The 14,317-nt window shown below is 57.1% G+C and carries 16 protein-coding genes; 9 read left to right on the top strand and 7 right to left on the bottom strand.

The window, feature by feature from the left end; all coding sequences use genetic code 11:
* The first annotated feature begins 99 nt into the window (after positions 1-99).
* On the top strand, positions 100-456 hold the full coding sequence (locus AC1DQM_RS03505) for a hypothetical protein (protein ID WP_018929068.1): 357 nt from the start codon (positions 100-102) through the stop codon (positions 454-456).
* 72 nt (positions 457-528) lie between these two features.
* Positions 529-759 carry a hypothetical protein gene (locus AC1DQM_RS03500; protein WP_007935641.1) on the top strand — a complete coding sequence of 77 codons (231 nt, stop codon included), beginning with the start codon at positions 529-531 and terminating at the stop codon, positions 757-759.
* Between the two features lie 13 nt (positions 760-772).
* On the opposite strand, the gene AC1DQM_RS03495 is transcribed toward AC1DQM_RS03500, so the two are convergent.
* Both AC1DQM_RS03495 and AC1DQM_RS03490 read right to left on the bottom strand, forming a co-directional pair.
* Entirely contained in the window at positions 773-1,054 is a 282-nt protein-coding gene (locus AC1DQM_RS03495) for a hypothetical protein (protein WP_018929069.1), read from the bottom strand.
* Between the two features lie 140 nt (positions 1,055-1,194).
* Positions 1,195-1,383 carry a hypothetical protein gene (locus AC1DQM_RS03490; RefSeq protein ID WP_007935646.1) on the bottom strand — a complete coding sequence of 63 codons (189 nt, stop codon included), beginning with the start codon at positions 1,381-1,383 and terminating at the stop codon, positions 1,195-1,197.
* Positions 1,384-1,663: 280 nt separating this feature from the next.
* Between AC1DQM_RS03490 and galU the strand changes: the two genes are divergently transcribed.
* On the top strand, positions 1,664-2,503 hold the full coding sequence (gene galU, locus AC1DQM_RS03485; protein ID WP_003182953.1) for a UTP--glucose-1-phosphate uridylyltransferase GalU: 840 nt from the start codon (positions 1,664-1,666) through the stop codon (positions 2,501-2,503).
* 129 nt (positions 2,504-2,632) lie between these two features.
* Positions 2,633-3,991, top strand: a complete 1,359-nt coding sequence (gorA, locus tag AC1DQM_RS03480; protein ID WP_018929070.1) for a glutathione-disulfide reductase — start codon at positions 2,633-2,635, stop codon at positions 3,989-3,991.
* Here gorA and AC1DQM_RS03475 read toward each other — a convergent pair.
* Positions 3,988-5,007, bottom strand: a complete 1,020-nt coding sequence (locus AC1DQM_RS03475) for a DNA-binding protein (protein ID WP_138867486.1) — start codon at positions 5,005-5,007, stop codon at positions 3,988-3,990. The two genes, gorA and AC1DQM_RS03475, sit on opposite strands and share 4 nt — an antisense overlap.
* A 178-nt stretch (positions 5,008-5,185) precedes the next feature.
* Between AC1DQM_RS03475 and AC1DQM_RS03470 the strand changes: the two genes are divergently transcribed.
* From AC1DQM_RS03470 to ahpF, 3 genes are all read left to right on the top strand, one after another.
* Entirely contained in the window at positions 5,186-6,124 is a 939-nt protein-coding gene (locus tag AC1DQM_RS03470) for a site-specific integrase (RefSeq protein WP_138867487.1), read from the top strand.
* 138 nt (positions 6,125-6,262) lie between these two features.
* Positions 6,263-6,826 carry an alkyl hydroperoxide reductase subunit C gene (gene ahpC, locus AC1DQM_RS03465; RefSeq protein WP_105345993.1) on the top strand — a complete coding sequence of 188 codons (564 nt, stop codon included), beginning with the start codon at positions 6,263-6,265 and terminating at the stop codon, positions 6,824-6,826.
* Between the two features lie 145 nt (positions 6,827-6,971).
* Positions 6,972-8,534 (top strand): alkyl hydroperoxide reductase subunit F, encoded by a 1,563-nt coding sequence (ahpF, locus tag AC1DQM_RS03460; RefSeq protein ID WP_138867488.1) that lies wholly within the window; start codon positions 6,972-6,974, stop codon positions 8,532-8,534.
* Between the two features lie 107 nt (positions 8,535-8,641).
* Here the strand turns inward: ahpF and gloA are convergent, their stop codons facing one another.
* Positions 8,642-9,163, bottom strand: coding sequence for a lactoylglutathione lyase (gloA, locus tag AC1DQM_RS03455; protein WP_007935657.1), 522 nt, complete (start codon positions 9,161-9,163; stop codon positions 8,642-8,644).
* Between the two features lie 134 nt (positions 9,164-9,297).
* Between gloA and AC1DQM_RS03450 the strand changes: the two genes are divergently transcribed.
* Positions 9,298-9,822, top strand: coding sequence for a DUF4946 domain-containing protein (locus AC1DQM_RS03450; RefSeq protein ID WP_026286641.1), 525 nt, complete (start codon positions 9,298-9,300; stop codon positions 9,820-9,822).
* Positions 9,823-9,996: 174 nt separating this feature from the next.
* Here AC1DQM_RS03450 and AC1DQM_RS03445 read toward each other — a convergent pair whose 3' ends face one another.
* The 3 genes from AC1DQM_RS03445 to AC1DQM_RS03435 all read right to left on the bottom strand — a co-directional run bounded on the left by AC1DQM_RS03445 (position 9,997) and on the right by AC1DQM_RS03435 (position 13,107).
* Positions 9,997-10,362 (bottom strand): histone-like nucleoid-structuring protein, MvaT/MvaU family, encoded by a 366-nt coding sequence (locus AC1DQM_RS03445; RefSeq protein WP_007935661.1) that lies wholly within the window; start codon positions 10,360-10,362, stop codon positions 9,997-9,999.
* 233 nt (positions 10,363-10,595) lie between these two features.
* Positions 10,596-12,131: an EAL domain-containing protein gene (locus AC1DQM_RS03440; protein ID WP_111453271.1), complete on the bottom strand. Its 1,536-nt coding sequence runs from the start codon at positions 12,129-12,131 to the stop codon at positions 10,596-10,598.
* A 103-nt stretch (positions 12,132-12,234) separates the two neighbouring features.
* Entirely contained in the window at positions 12,235-13,107 is an 873-nt protein-coding gene (locus AC1DQM_RS03435) for a LysR family transcriptional regulator (protein WP_064617707.1), read from the bottom strand.
* 78 nt (positions 13,108-13,185) lie between these two features.
* Between AC1DQM_RS03435 and AC1DQM_RS03430 the strand changes: the two genes are divergently transcribed.
* Entirely contained in the window at positions 13,186-14,133 is a 948-nt protein-coding gene (locus AC1DQM_RS03430; protein ID WP_018929079.1) for a DMT family transporter, read from the top strand.
* Positions 14,134-14,317 lie beyond the last annotated feature (184 nt).

Below are 14,317 nucleotides of genomic sequence, written 5' to 3'. Positions count from 1 at the left end.
TTAAAAACAGTTATTTGGAATTCTATGAGCGATAAATGCAGGGAGCCTTGGAGAAAAACAGCATTTGTGCTGTCGGAGGGTCTTTATCGGAGGTTTCATATGAAATGGGGTGTTCTGGTCGTGCCGTTTGTATTGGCAGTGGGTGGATGTGCGACGGTCTCGGACATCACTGCGTCGTTGCCTACCATGAACGTGATTTCAGGCAAGAAACCCCATGAGTACGCCCAGTGCCTGGTCGAGAAATTGGCCAGTAGCCGTGGGGCCTTGCAAGTCGAGCCGCAAAAGGATGGCATGCGGGTGATTGTGCCGCAGAAGTTCTCCTCGGGGCCGGCAGCGGTGTTTGACATTGAAGACCGCTCCGGTGGCAGCAGCATCAAACTGCATGAGCGCATCTCCAATGTGCCGTTGCGCCCATGGGATGTACGCAATGCCGCCACCGCGTGCATTTCCGGCTGATAGACTACCCCCGGTCAGCATCGATGCCGTCAAAGTCGCACTTTGACGGCATTGTCATTTCTGGAGTCGAGCATGAAACGAGAGCAGGTGCGGGAGCGCCACGCAGAGGGTCATATCTCTGCCACCCATGTGATTCAGAACCCGGCGAATCCGGGGGAGTGGATCGTATTTTTCAAGAAAAGCGCCGGGCGCAGTTTTTTCCTGGTGGATGACAACGATGAAGTCGAGTCCTTCAGCCGCCTCGACGATTTGATCGAGACGGTACGCGGGCTCGGGATCAAGTTCGCCGAAATCCATATGTAGGGCAATGGGTGCCCTACTTGCAGACCACCACCACACTGCGGTTCTTGTAATTGCCGACGTCGACGCCCAGGGTTTTGTCGCTTTCCTTGGTCGAAGGTGTACCGTCGGTACCGACAATCCGATAGCCGGTACCGGCGCAAGAGGCATCGGCTTTTTCGTAGCAACTGGCCCAGGCGTTGGCTTCCCCGGAGCAGTCGATGGTCAGGCCTTGCTCGCCATTTTTCAGGTAAGTCGTTTCTGACGTGGCGCAGCCACTCAGGGCCAGTACCGCAATCAGTGGCAAGAATCTTTTCATGTCGTGGTCGTCGTCAGTGATGGGGGCTAAACGCTATGACAGCGGCTGCAACGAAAGGTTATAGCGATTGGCCACTTCGTTGCAGGCATTCACAAAAAAGCCCTGCGCAAAGACAGGGCTGCGGTCGCGCCAGGTTCAGCTCAAGGCTTGTCCTTGCCGCGCCGCTTGGGTGCTGCGGGTTGATCCTGCAACACCGATGCCACTTCAATCGCCAACGCTTCTGTAGGGAACGGCCCGGCAATATTCTCGCCGCCGACGCTGTCTATCCACCACTGGCCGTCTTTCGCCTGATTGATCAGGTACCCGTTGACGCTTTTTGCTGCCGACATCTATCTGCCTCGTTGGCTGGTTCAGGTGCGCAATGATAGCGCCAAATGCCCTCAACGGGTGCCGATGGGTGTAGGGTGGGGCAGATTGTCGCTAGACTGATGGCCGCGCAGGTCGTCGATCTCTGCTATCTATAAGACGTTGTGCAGCTTATCTGCGGAACTATCCATCAGAATATTTCTCTATGATGGCGTCGGTTAGCCAGTGCGGGGCATTGTAAGGTGCACGCCGCCTGATTAGACTGCGCCGAAACTCGTACACACAGCCCTTTCAAGGACTTATATGATCAAGAAATGCTTGTTCCCAGCAGCCGGTTACGGTACTCGCTTCCTGCCAGCGACTAAAGCCATGCCCAAAGAAATGCTGCCGGTGGTAAACAAGCCACTGATCCAGTACGGCGTCGAAGAAGCACTGGATGCCGGGTTGACCGAAATCTCCATCGTTACCGGTCGCGGCAAACGCGCCCTGGAAGACCACTTCGACATCAGCTACGAGCTGGAAAACCAGATCAAGGGCACTGACAAGGAGAAATACCTGGTCGGCATCCGTAAACTGCTCGACGAGTGCTCGTTCTCCTACACTCGCCAGACCGAAATGAAAGGCCTGGGCCACGCAATCCTGACCGGCCGTCCACTGATTGGCGACGAACCTTTCGCCGTAGTACTGGCGGACGACTTGTGCGTCAACCTCGAAGGCGACGGCGTACTGACCCAGATGGTCAAGCTGTACAAGCAGTTCCGCTGCTCGATCGTGGCCATCCAGGAAGTCGATCCTCAGGAAACCAACAAGTACGGCGTGATCGCCGGCGAGATGATTCGCGACGACATCTATCGCGTTCACAGCATGGTCGAGAAGCCAAAACCTGAAGATGCACCGTCGAACCTGGCGATCATCGGCCGTTACATCCTGACCCCGGACATCTTCGACCTGATCGAGCAGACCGAGCCAGGCAAGGGCGGCGAAATCCAGATCACCGACGCCCTGATGAAGCAAGCGCAAAACGGCTGCGTCATGGCCTACAAGTTCAAAGGCAAGCGTTTCGACTGCGGTGGCGCCGAAGGCTACATCGACGCAACCAACTTCTGCTTCGAGAACTTCTACAAGACTGGCAAGGCTTACTGATAGCGCCTGAGCTGCTTGTATTGAAAAGCCACCTTCGGGTGGCTTTTTCATTTTTCGGCCCCAAATAGTTTGCAACGCTTGCCCAAAGGGCGCTCGCAGGTATGCTGGTGTCCTGCCGAGGAGATAGTAATGGCCTACGATTTTGACCTATATGTGATTGGTGCCGGTTCTGGCGGTGTGCGGGCTGCGCGGTTCGCGGCCGGTTTTGGTGCGAAAGTCGCCGTGGCCGAGAGCCGCTACCTGGGCGGTACATGCGTGAACGTTGGCTGTGTGCCGAAAAAACTGCTGGTCTACGGCGCGCACTTCGCCGAAGACTTCGAGCAATCGCAAGGTTTTGGCTGGACTCCGGGTGAAGCGACGTTCGACTGGGCGACGCTGATCGCCAACAAGGATCGCGAGATCAATCGCCTGAACGGCATTTATCGCAATCTGCTGGTCAACAGTGGTGTGACCTTGCATGAAGGTCACGCGAAAATCGTCGATCCGCATCAGGTTGAGATCAATGGCGAGCGTTACACCGCCAAAAACATCCTGATTGCCACCGGTGGTTGGCCGCAGATCCCGCAGATTCCGGGGCACGAGCATGCCATCAGCTCCAACCAGGCATTCTTCCTTAAAGAGCTGCCCAAGCGCGTTCTGGTGGTCGGTGGTGGTTACATTGCGGTGGAGTTTGCCGGGATTTTCCACGGGCTGGGCGCTGAGACCACGCTGCTGTATCGCGGTGATCTGTTTCTGCGTGGCTTCGACGGCGCAGTGCGCAAACATTTGCAGGAAGAGCTGACCAAGCGCGGCATGAACCTGCAATTCAATGCCGACATCGAACGTATCGACAAGCAGGCCGATGGCAGCCTGAAGGCGACGCTCAAGGATGGTCGTGAGCTGGAGGCGGATTGCGTGTTCTACGCCACCGGTCGGCGTCCGATGCTCGACAACCTGGGGCTGGAAAACACCGGGGTCAAACTCGACAAGAAAGGTTTTGTCGAGGTCGATGAACAGTATCAAACCGCTGAACCGTCGATCCTGGCCCTCGGTGATGTGATTGGTCGGGTACAACTCACGCCGGTTGCTCTGGCCGAAGGCATGGCCGTGGCGCGGCGCTTGTTCAAGCCTGAGCAATATCGCCCGGTGGATTACAAGATGATCCCGACCGCCGTGTTCAGCTTGCCGAACATCGGCACTGTCGGGCTGACTGAAGAAGAGGCGCGCGAGGCTGGGCACGATGTGGTCATCTTCGAAAGCCGTTTTCGGCCGATGAAGCTGACCCTGACCGAATGCCAGGAACGCACCTTGATGAAACTGGTGGTGGACGCCAAGACCGACAAGGTCCTGGGCTGCCACATGGTCGGTCCGGACGCTGGCGAGATCGTGCAAGGGTTGGCGATTGCCCTGAAAGCGGGCGCGACCAAGCGCGACTTCGACGAAACCATCGGCGTGCATCCGACGGCCGCCGAAGAGTTCGTCACCATGCGCACGCCAGTCGCGGGTTAATCGTTCTTCTGTGGCGCTGATGCGTCTGGCGCTGTCGCAACGACAGCGGCCAGGCGCACGCTTTCATCCAGGCTTGCCTGCAACTTGATCAGTTCAACTTCCAGCGCTTTGTTGATGTGCGACTGCTCGTCAATGTTCTGCTTGAGCGACTGGCTTTCCAGCAAGGCAATGCGCAAGCGTTCCTGGAGGAGGGTGCGTTCGCTGTCGATGCGGGTGACCTGTTCCAGTAACTGATCCTGTCGGCTGTTGGTGTGCTTGAGTTGCTCCTGCAACAGGCTCAGCTCCCGCAGCGTGCCACGGTTTTCGGTCAGCAGACGCTCATTGTCGCGATGCAGTTGGGTGATTTCATCCTGGCGTACCAGTGCGCTTTGCTGGGCCTGACGCAATTCCATCTGAATTTGTTGTACCTGGCCTTCGTGGCGTCGCTGTTCCTGCTCGCGCTGGTCTTTGACGGCATTGCGGTAGTGCTCCAGTGCTTCGCGGGCGTGCAGGTGTTTTTCTTCCAGTGAGCGGATCTGCTCGTCCTTGTCCTGCAAGCGCAACTCGAAATCGGCCAGTGCCTGGTTCAGCCCGGCGTTGCGGGTTTGCTCGGATTGCAGCATCGAGCGGGTGTCGTGCAGTTCCGCCGATTCCTGGGTCAGCGCCAGGCTTTGAATTTCGTATTGCTGTTGCAATTCGGTATTGGCCTCGCGGGCCTCGTGCAGCTGGGTTTCCAGCTCTTTTCGTTGTTGCTCGAACTGCGCGCGTGCCTGGTCGATGGGTTCTTGCGCCTGTTCTTTCAGGCGTTGCGCCAGTCGCGCCACCAGCGCTGTCAGCTCATCATCGATCGGTTCGGAAGGTGCTGGCGCGGGTTCGGTGCCGTCATCGAGCTCTTTCAGATAGCGATGGATCGTGGTTTTCGAGCCGGTATTGCCCATTTCGATCCGCACTGCGTCGATGCTCGGGTGTTCGCCCCGGGCGAGGATTGCCGAGCGTGCCGCTTGCACCAGTGCCTTGTTTACGCCGCCACGTGCCATGTGTTCTCCTACGATTTGATACTGTGGTACGTACCACTAATATACACAATGTACCATGCCGTGAATAAAGTTAAAAACTTGTGATAACTGATGCGGGATATACTGGTATTACCCCGTGTGATGAGCTGTAGACCGGGTATTCAATCGCCAACGCGGTACGTTTTCGAGCACTGAGCCCATGACCGATCTGGATCGCTACCTGCAAGCCGCTACCCGCGACAACACCCGTCGCAGCTATCGCGCGGCCATCGAGCACTTCGAAGTCAGCTGGGGCGGGTTCCTGCCGGCGACCAGCGATAGCGTTGCGCGGTACCTGGTTGCACATGCGGGCGTGCTGTCGATCAATACCTTGAAGTTGCGCTTGTCCGCGTTGGCGCAGTGGCACAGCAGCCAGGGGTTCGCCGATCCGACCAAGGCGCCGGTGGTGCGCAAAGTATTCAAAGGCATTCGCGCGCTGCACCCGGCCCAGGAAAAACAGGCTGAACCCTTGCAGCTTCAACATCTGGAGCAAGTGATCGCCTGGCTGGAGCAGGAAGCACAGTCCGCCAGGGCGCAGGACGATCGCGCGGGATTGCTGAGAGCCAAGCGCGACACCGCACTGATCCTGCTGGGCTTCTGGCGTGGTTTTCGTAGTGATGAGTTGTGCCGCGTGCAGATCGAGCATGTACAAGCCAGCGCCGGTTCAGGCATTACCCTCTACTTGCCACGCAGCAAGGGCGATCGCGAGAACCTCGGCCAGACCTACCAGACACCCGCCTTGCAGCGCCTGTGCCCGGTACAGGCCTACATCGAATGGATTACCGAAGCCGCGTTGGTCCGTGGCCCCGTGTTTCGTGGCATCGATCGCTGGGGCCATTTGAGCGAGGAGGGCTTGCACGCCAATAGCGTTATCCCGTTGTTGCGCCAGGCACTGGAGCGCGCCGGCATTGCGGCCGAGCACTACACCAGTCACTCCCTGCGTCGTGGCTTCGCCACCTGGGCCCATCAGAGCGGTTGGGATTTGAAGTCGTTGATGAATTACGTGGGCTGGAAGGATGTGAAGTCAGCCATGCGCTATGTTGAAGCCAGCCCATTTCTCGGGATGACCCGAATCGCTGAAAAGCCGTTGGCGCTGTAGATCACGTTTTCTTCTATTAATACGCTCGGCTAATAGCGAAAACAAATCAGCAACATCAGGTTTGCCAATGAGCCAACTGGCGATCGGGTGGGTAGGATTCACCACATCAACTTCTTAACCCCTGACGGAGAGTCACCGATGCCTATCATCAACAGCCAAGTTAAACCGTTCAAAGCTACCGCCTACAAAAACGGCGACTTCGTACACGTGTCGGACGCTGACCTGAAAGGTAAGTGGTCTGTCGTTTTCTTCTACCCAGCTGACTTCACCTTTGTTTGCCCGACCGAACTGGAAGACCTGGCTGACAACTACGCCGAGTTCCAAAAACTGGGCGTCGAGATCTACAGCGTTTCCACCGATACCCACTTTGCCCACGCTGCCTGGCACAACACTTCGCCAGCCATCGGCAAAATCCAGTACACCATGATCGGCGACCCGACTCATGTCATCTCCCGCAACTTCGACGTGCTGATCGAAGAAGCTGGCCTGGCTGACCGTGGCACTTTCGTGATCAACCCTGAAGGCCAGATCAAAATCGTTGAACTCAATGATGGCGGTGTAGGTCGTGACGCTTCCGAGCTGCTGCGCAAAATCAAGGCCGCTCAATACGTCGCCGCTCACCCGGGCGAAGTGTGCCCAGCCAAGTGGAAAGAAGGCGAAGCCACTCTGGCTCCGTCCCTGGACCTGGTCGGCAAGATCTAAGTCTGTGACGCGCTTCATCAGGGCGGAGCTCCGCACCTACTAAGTAAGCTGCACCGCCCCATAAAACGCCCGGGCGAGATTCGCTCGGGCGTTTTTTTATGTCTGATTGCTCTCTATTCAAACAGCATCTAAGGAAATCGCCCGTATGTTGGACGCCAATCTTAAAGCCCAGTTGAAATCGTACCTGGAACGGGTCACTCAGCCGATCGAGATCGTTGCATCCCTCGACGACGGTGCGAAATCCCAGGAAATGCTCGCGTTACTCAAAGACGTTGCCAGTCTTTCCACCCAGATTACTCTGCTCGACAACGGTAACGATGCGCGTAAACCATCGTTCTCGATCAATCGCCCGGGAGCCGATATCAGCCTGCGTTTCGCCGGCATCCCGATGGGCCACGAATTCACATCCCTGGTGCTGGCCTTGCTGCAAGTCGGCGGCCACCCATCGAAAGCCAGTGCCGACGTTATCGAGCAGATCCGCTCGCTCAAAGGCGAGTTCAACTTCGAGACTTACTTCTCGCTGTCCTGCCAGAACTGCCCGGATGTGGTTCAGGCGCTGAACCTGATGGCTGTGCTGAACCCGAACATCCGCCACGTCGCCATCGACGGCGCGCTGTTTCAGGCCGAAGTTGACGAGCGCCAGATCATGGCCGTGCCAAGCGTTTACCTGAACGGCGTGAACTTCGGCCAGGGTCGCATGGGCCTGGAAGAAATCCTCGCCAAGATCGACACCAGTGGCATCGAGCGTCAGGCCGAGAAGATCAGCGCCAAGCAAGCCTTCGACGTACTGGTCGTCGGCGGTGGCCCGGCCGGTGCTTCAGCGGCAATTTACGCCGCTCGTAAAGGCATTCGCACCGGCGTGGCGGCTGAACGTTTTGGTGGCCAGGTGCTCGACACCATGGCCATCGAGAACTTCATCTCCGTGCAGGAAACCGAAGGGCCGAAACTGGCCGTGGCACTGGAAGAACACGTTAAGCAATACGACGTGGACATCATGAACCTGCAACGCGCCGACAAGCTGGTGCCGGGAAAAAACGGTGAATTGCACGAAATCCATTTCGCCAGCGGCGCGTCCTTGAAAGCCAAGACCGTGATCCTCGCCACCGGCGCGCGCTGGCGTGAAATGAACGTTCCGGGTGAGCAGCAATACCGCAACAAGGGTGTGGCGTACTGCCCGCACTGTGACGGTCCGCTGTTCAAAAGCAAGCGTGTGGCGGTGATCGGTGGCGGTAACTCCGGCGTCGAAGCAGCCATCGACCTGGCCGGGATCGTGTCCCACGTAACCCTGCTGGAGTTCGACGTGCAATTGCGCGCCGACGCGGTACTGCAGCGCAAGTTGCACAGCCTGCCGAACGTTACCGTGATCACCAGTGCGCAAACCACTGAAGTGACCGGCGATGGCCAGAAGGTCAACGGCCTGCGCTACAAGGATCGTCAGTCGGACGAGCTGCGCACTGTCGAGCTGGAAGGGATTTTTGTGCAGATCGGTCTGTTGCCTAATACCGATTGGCTTAAAGGCACCATCGAGCTGTCGCCGCGCGGCGAGATCATTGTCGATGCCCGTGGTGAGACGTCGATCCCCGGCGTGTTCGCGGCCGGCGACGTGACCACCGTGCCGTACAAGCAGATCGTGATTGCGGTGGGCGAGGGCGCCAAGGCTTCCCTGAGCGCATTCGATCACTTGATTCGCACCTCGGCGCCGGCATAAACGCCGAAGCTGAAAACACAAAACCCCATGAGCGATCATGGGGTTTTTTGTGTCTTGCACTGATCTTTACTACACAGAGCGTGGGAGCGATCAAGGCTGCGATCGTTTTACAACGGTGCCGGCTGAATGATCTCGACCCAGTAGCCATCCGGGTCCTTGATGAACGCCAGGCTCTTCATGCGACCGTCGTTCAGGCGTTTCTGGAAATCGCAGCCCAACGCTTCAAAACGTTCGCACGCGGCACGGATGTCTGGGACCGAGATGCAGATATGGCCGAAGCCGCGCGGGTCGGTGTTGCCGTTGTGATAGGCGAAATCCGCGTCGTTCTCGGTGCCGTGGTTGTGGGTCAGTTCGAGAATGCCGGGGATCGATTTCATCCACTCGGTGCGGGCAGCGGCATCGGCCGGGATCTGGTTTTTATCGACCAGCGCCAGGAAGTACAGGCTGAACTCGGCTTCCGGGAAATCACGCTTTTCCACCAGCGAGAAACCCAGGACGCGGGTGTAGAAATCCAGGGACCGGGTGATGTCCTTGACCCGCAGCATGGTGTGGTTGAAGACGAACTTCTGGGTGGCGGTGTCAGGTTGGGCGGTCACGCCAGGAAATGTATTGAGTTCGTGCAGGCTCATGGGCCCTCCGGAAATTCCAAGAATGCTCACAATGATACGCAAGGGCCCTGGCATCGCCAAACCAAAACCGCAGGCTTGCCTGCCGGGCGGGTGAAGCTCAGACTTCGCGGCTCAATCCGTGAGTGTTCATTACAATGATCCGACCCTGTCAATTGATGTTCGTCCTGATGTGTCTGCTTTCAGGTGTTACCCGTGCTGATGCAGAAGCTCCGGTCGTGACCTGGCCCAATGGATGGACTGTCGAGACCGTTCCGCAAGACGAGGCCAAGCCTCAGGTTTCCCGGCAGCGCGCGGTAAAAAACGACCAGGACGGGACACCGGTAATGGTGATGGAGTTGACCATGACTCAAGTGGAAAGCGGTCATCAGGTGAATCTGGAAGGTGTGTTGCTGGAAATGCGCAAGTCTGTGCAGAAGGACTTTTTTCAGGGCGGCTATCAGAGCGTCTGCAACAAAATTCATCCGACTGCCTTGAGCCGGTTATCGGCGCTGGAAACTACCTGCACCATTACCCAGAACGGTCGACATGTGTTGTCTCAAACATTGGTCGCCGCAGTCGACGGCGATAAAGCCTATGTTCTTTCCTACGCGGGGCAGGCTGAGGTTTATAAGGCAAGTCAGGGCGACATAGAGGCAGCTCGAAACAGCTTGAAACTTTAGTTTAAGGTTTCTGTACCCACGCTTTTGAGCATGGCCCGGATTTTTAGATAGCCAAACGGATTAAGCACAAAGTTAGTCAGTCTATAGCGAGTTGATCGGCGACTATCGTCGCATTTTAGACGGCATCCATGAAAAAGCCCTGCATTGGCAGGGCTTTTTTATTACCGTGAGCGCTTAGGCACGCAGCCAGGAGTCAACGGTGGCTGCACCGTATTGTTCCTTCCAGGCTTTCAGGCCGCGGTGATTGCCGCCCTTGGTTTCAATCAGTTCACCCGTGTGCGGGTTCTGATAAACCTTGACCACGCGAGCGCGGCGGGTTTTAGGGGCGGTTGCCTGCTGCAGGCCGGATTTCGCCGGGTGCGGGTCGAGGATGGCGATGATGTCGCGCAAGCTCTTGCCGTAGGTTTTCATCAGCCCCTGGAGCTTTTCTTCGAATTCGATTTCTTTTTTGAGACCGGCATCGTTCTTCAAAGATTCCAACTGCTTGAGCTGTTCTTGAAGGGCCTTTTCAGCTGCACGGAATTCAGCGAGTCTGGACAATATCTTTACTCCAATAGTGTGTTTGGCTGAAACCAACCGCAAACAAAGCTATAAGCCAAGAGCCTTGAAGCGACTCGGTGATAATGGCACGCCTGCCGATTTTGCACAGGTATGAAAAATTGTAGTAGTTAATTGGCCAAGAGTAAATCCTGACTTTTTCTTCATGTAACAAGAGTAGTCTTTTGATTCAATTTGGCGCGCATCATCATGATTCCGGCGCTTAACGTGGTTAGTTAATGATCACTTAATGCTCTAATGAACTCTGCGCCGGGCATCGGCCGGCCGAACAGATAACCTTGCAGAAAGTTCACGCCATGGGCAGTCAGATAGTCACTTTGCTCCTCGGTTTCCACCCCTTCGGCGACGATGCCCAGATCGAGTTTGGCCGAGAGTTCGATGATGCTGTCCAGAATGTGCCGGGAGAGGGCGTCGACACCGATCATGGCGACAAAACTCTGGTCGATTTTCAGGAAGTCCACATTGAACTGACGCAAGTAACCGAGGCTTGAATGGCCGGTGCCAAAGTCGTCGATGGCGATCATCACGCCCAGCGCGCGAAGCCGTTCGAACAACAGCAGGGTGATGGCTGTCGGTTCGACCAGTTCGCGCTCGGTCAACTCCAGCACTAAATGGACACTGCCCGGTGCAAAAGCACTGAGGAATTCACGGCAGTCTTCGACCAGCGCAAGATCCCGGCAATGACTGGCGGTGATGTTGATGCCAATGTGGAATGGCCCCTCGAACGATGCCGACAAGGGCGCCAGCAATGTGGCGGTCTGTTGCATCAGCGAGCGGGTCATCGGCACGATCAGACCGGAATGTTCGGCAAACGGGATAAACAGATCCGGACGCACCAGGCCTTCCCTGGGATGTTTCCAGTGCATCAATACTTCGGTGCCGGACCACAGCTTATTGTCGCCATGCACCACGGGCTGAAAGTAAGGAATGAATTCTGCTGCCTCCAGCGCCCGCTGCATTTCACGGCTGGGCGACATCGAGCGCTTCTGCAGCACATGCCCGATCGAACCTGACACCACGCCGAAGAACATCAACAGACTGAACAGTGGCGGGTATTCACTACGCATGTAACGCCAGGTTTCTCCTTCGGGGAAACCTGCGGCCACCGTAAAGGCATAACGCGAGGACGTCAGCGTACTTTGTGCTACCGGCAAGGCGGGCAGGGCGTCCTCGTGAACTTTGCCGTCGGCGGACAACCAGTTGGGACCGACTTGTAGCAACAGTAATGTCTTGCGGCCGATCAGGCGCAATTCATTGCTCAGGTGATAACCGTTCAGCGTGGTCAATGCCCCTTTATTTCCTTCGCTGAGCCGGTACACCAACAGCGCGGTATTGGGCGTGACCGGGTTGCCGTTCATGAGCCATAACTGGCCTTGGGTGTAGTCGCCGGGATTAACCTTTTCCTGATATTCACCGAACAACGAACTGCAATAGAGGTTGTCGTCCCACACCAGGTTGGTCGAGCGCACGAAGGGCCGGCGCGTAACTTGTTCGCGCAAGGCCAGTTTGACGTCATTGCAGTTTTTGCCAGCCAGCGGCAGGAGCTCCTGCGCCGCTTGGGCGGTGTTGTCGAGCATCAGTTCGAACTGGCGAATGGATTCTTCGCCAGTCAGTTCAGTACTTTGCTTGAGGGTACGTTCAGCCTGCAGATAGAGAATGGCGACTCCCAGCAACACCGGGAGCAATCCGCTCAAAACAGTCACAGTGATTCGGGTGCCACGCTTGCGGCGACTTTTGACGTTCAGTGGCATTCGCAAATCCATCGCGATAAAAGAGGGCTCTCAAAGGTTGGCAGGTCGACATGCCTCCCAAAAGAGTTCAGCCATGATAGTTGGCTATCGGCCCTTATGCCGCTCAACCTTTAATCAATCTTGAGGCCAGTTTAATAAAGGCCAGCGTCGCGGGGGATGACTGACGCTGATCGAGCACCGCCAGACCGACTTGGCGGCTGATGGGGGGCGACAGCGGTTTTTTCACGTAGCGGTTGTCGTGGTCGTCAGGCAGTGAGCTTTCGGCGACGACAGTCAAGGCATCGCCACGGCCTACGACGTCCAATGTGCTGAGCAACTGCGAGCAGCGATAACGAATGTTCGGCGTCAATCGCGCCGTATTGAACAGGCGCGACACCAGCTCCGAAGACCCGGCTTCGGTCAGCACAAAAGGGTCGTGGCACAAGTCGTTCAGGCGCAAGCTGCCGCGACCGGCCAGTACATGGTCGGCAGGCAGCAGCGCGACCATCTGGTCCTCGATCAAGGCCACGGTGTCGAAACGCTCTTGGGGCAACACCACGAAGCCGATGTCGATACGCCGTTCTTCCAGCCACTGAATCACCTGGCGATCCGGCCCTTCATCGATATGAACCTCGATGCCCGGATGCGAGGCGCGGTAGTGCTGCAAGATCCTGGGCAACAGCTTGATCGATGAGGTCGGGCCGAACGAGCCTATACGCAGAGTGCCGGTTTTCATCCCGCGTGAATCGGCCGCCTCCTGACGCAAAGTGTTGGCCAGCCCGAGCATTGCCCGAGCGCGCAGTAATAGCTGCTGGCCGATATCACTGAGCTCGACCTGGGACTGATGCCGACGCAGCAGTTCGACGCCCAATTCCTGTTCCAGCGACTTGAGTGCGTGGGAGACCGCAGACTGGGAAATCTCCAAACGATGGGCGGCCGCCGTGAAGCCGCGCAATTCGGCCACCAGCGAGAAAATCTCGAGTTGAGTGAGGGTCATGAGTTTTTACTCATTTTACGATGATCGATCATTAGTCGAATGATACGCCACATGCCCGATTTCTGGCGGTGGAGACTTATGACTACGTGTGAACAGACCCTTGCGAACTCTTCGGATGTGCCGGTTTATCTGAAACTGGCGGCGGTCACCATGATCTGGGGCGGGACGTTCGTCGCCGGGCGGTTTCTGGCCGACAGCCTCAGTCCGTTATTCGCTGCGAGTCTGCGGTTCCTGCTGGCGAGCGTGGCGTTGCTGGTGTTCCTGCTGCTGGCGCGGGTGCCCTTGGTGCGACCCAGCCCCAGGCAATGGTTGCAATTGGCGCTGTTGGGATTCTTCGGGATTTTCTTCTACAACCTGTGCTTCTTTTACGGGCTGCATTACATCAACGCGTCCCGGGCGTCTTTGATCGTGGCGTTGAACCCGGCGGTGATCGGCCTGGCTTCTTGGCTGTTGTTCAAGGAGCGGCTGAGTCGGGCGAAAGTGGCTGGTATTGCGATCTGCATTGCTGGCGCCAGCCTGGTGATCGTCAGCCGCAATCCGCAGTTACTGGACGGCAATGCCGATGCCTGGATCGGCGATCTGTTGATCTTCGGCTGCGTGCTCGGCTGGGGCATTTATTCGCTGTTCTCCAAAGGCCTGAATCAAACACTGGGGCCGGTGCAGACGGTGACGTACTCGATTTGGCTCGGCACGCTGATGCTCTGGGTGACCAGCGCCGTGCGGGGCGAGTTGAGTGTCGCGGCGCTCACCGGGCTCGGCGCGCAACAATGGTTGAGCCTGATGTACCTGGGCGTGCTGGGTTCGGCATTGGCCTACATTGGTTATTACGACGGCATCCGCAAAATCGGTGCGACGCGCTCGGGCGTGTTCATCGCCTTGAACCCGTTGACTGCTGTTCTTCTCGGCGCGTTGTTGCTGGGCGAACAGCTGACACTGGCGATGTGCCTGGGCGGCGGGCTGATCTTGGCGGGGATTTTCCTGTGCAACAAACCGCTTGCGCAGGCCACGAAAAAGGGGATTGTATAAGAAGGCGGACAAACTGATTTACGCTGTGTAGAATCCGGTTACGCATATAAGAATAATCGTCTTCTGGCAGCAGAAGCCTCGCCCGCAAGAGCCTTGGGTCGACAATGAAGATATTTGGGTTCCAATTGATCTACGGTGACTTCCTCGCCCGCAGCGTGAGGGGCATCTCCTGCGCGCCACCCGC

This window comes from Pseudomonas sp. 01L34 (assembly GCF_056400265.1).
The sequence above is the reverse complement of the archived record's forward strand: the minus strand, read 5'-3'. Positions and strand labels throughout refer to the sequence as shown.

What these genes read in the sequence shown, in the direction of transcription:
- gloA (WP_007935657.1), bottom strand. Translation starts at nt 9,163, where the DNA reads ATGAGCCTGCACGAACTCAATACATTTCCTGGCGTGACCGCCCAACCT.
- ahpF (WP_138867488.1), top strand. Translation starts at nt 6,972, where the DNA reads ATGTTGGACGCCAATCTTAAAGCCCAGTTGAAATCGTACCTGGAACGG.
- AC1DQM_RS03440 (WP_111453271.1), bottom strand. Translation starts at nt 12,131, where the DNA reads ATGCCACTGAACGTCAAAAGTCGCCGCAAGCGTGGCACCCGAATCACT.
- AC1DQM_RS03475 (WP_138867486.1), bottom strand. Translation starts at nt 5,007, where the DNA reads ATGGCACGTGGCGGCGTAAACAAGGCACTGGTGCAAGCGGCACGCTCG.
- AC1DQM_RS03490 (WP_007935646.1), bottom strand. Translation starts at nt 1,383, where the DNA reads ATGTCGGCAGCAAAAAGCGTCAACGGGTACCTGATCAATCAGGCGAAA.
- gorA (WP_018929070.1), top strand. Translation starts at nt 2,633, where the DNA reads ATGGCCTACGATTTTGACCTATATGTGATTGGTGCCGGTTCTGGCGGT.
- AC1DQM_RS03500 (WP_007935641.1), top strand. Translation starts at nt 529, where the DNA reads ATGAAACGAGAGCAGGTGCGGGAGCGCCACGCAGAGGGTCATATCTCT.
- AC1DQM_RS03505 (WP_018929068.1), top strand. Translation starts at nt 100, where the DNA reads ATGAAATGGGGTGTTCTGGTCGTGCCGTTTGTATTGGCAGTGGGTGGA.
- galU (WP_003182953.1), top strand. Translation starts at nt 1,664, where the DNA reads ATGATCAAGAAATGCTTGTTCCCAGCAGCCGGTTACGGTACTCGCTTC.
- AC1DQM_RS03450 (WP_026286641.1), top strand. Translation starts at nt 9,298, where the DNA reads ATGATCCGACCCTGTCAATTGATGTTCGTCCTGATGTGTCTGCTTTCA.
- AC1DQM_RS03470 (WP_138867487.1), top strand. Translation starts at nt 5,186, where the DNA reads ATGACCGATCTGGATCGCTACCTGCAAGCCGCTACCCGCGACAACACC.
- AC1DQM_RS03430 (WP_018929079.1), top strand. Translation starts at nt 13,186, where the DNA reads ATGACTACGTGTGAACAGACCCTTGCGAACTCTTCGGATGTGCCGGTT.
- AC1DQM_RS03495 (WP_018929069.1), bottom strand. Translation starts at nt 1,054, where the DNA reads ATGAAAAGATTCTTGCCACTGATTGCGGTACTGGCCCTGAGTGGCTGC.
- AC1DQM_RS03435 (WP_064617707.1), bottom strand. Translation starts at nt 13,107, where the DNA reads ATGACCCTCACTCAACTCGAGATTTTCTCGCTGGTGGCCGAATTGCGC.
- ahpC (WP_105345993.1), top strand. Translation starts at nt 6,263, where the DNA reads ATGCCTATCATCAACAGCCAAGTTAAACCGTTCAAAGCTACCGCCTAC.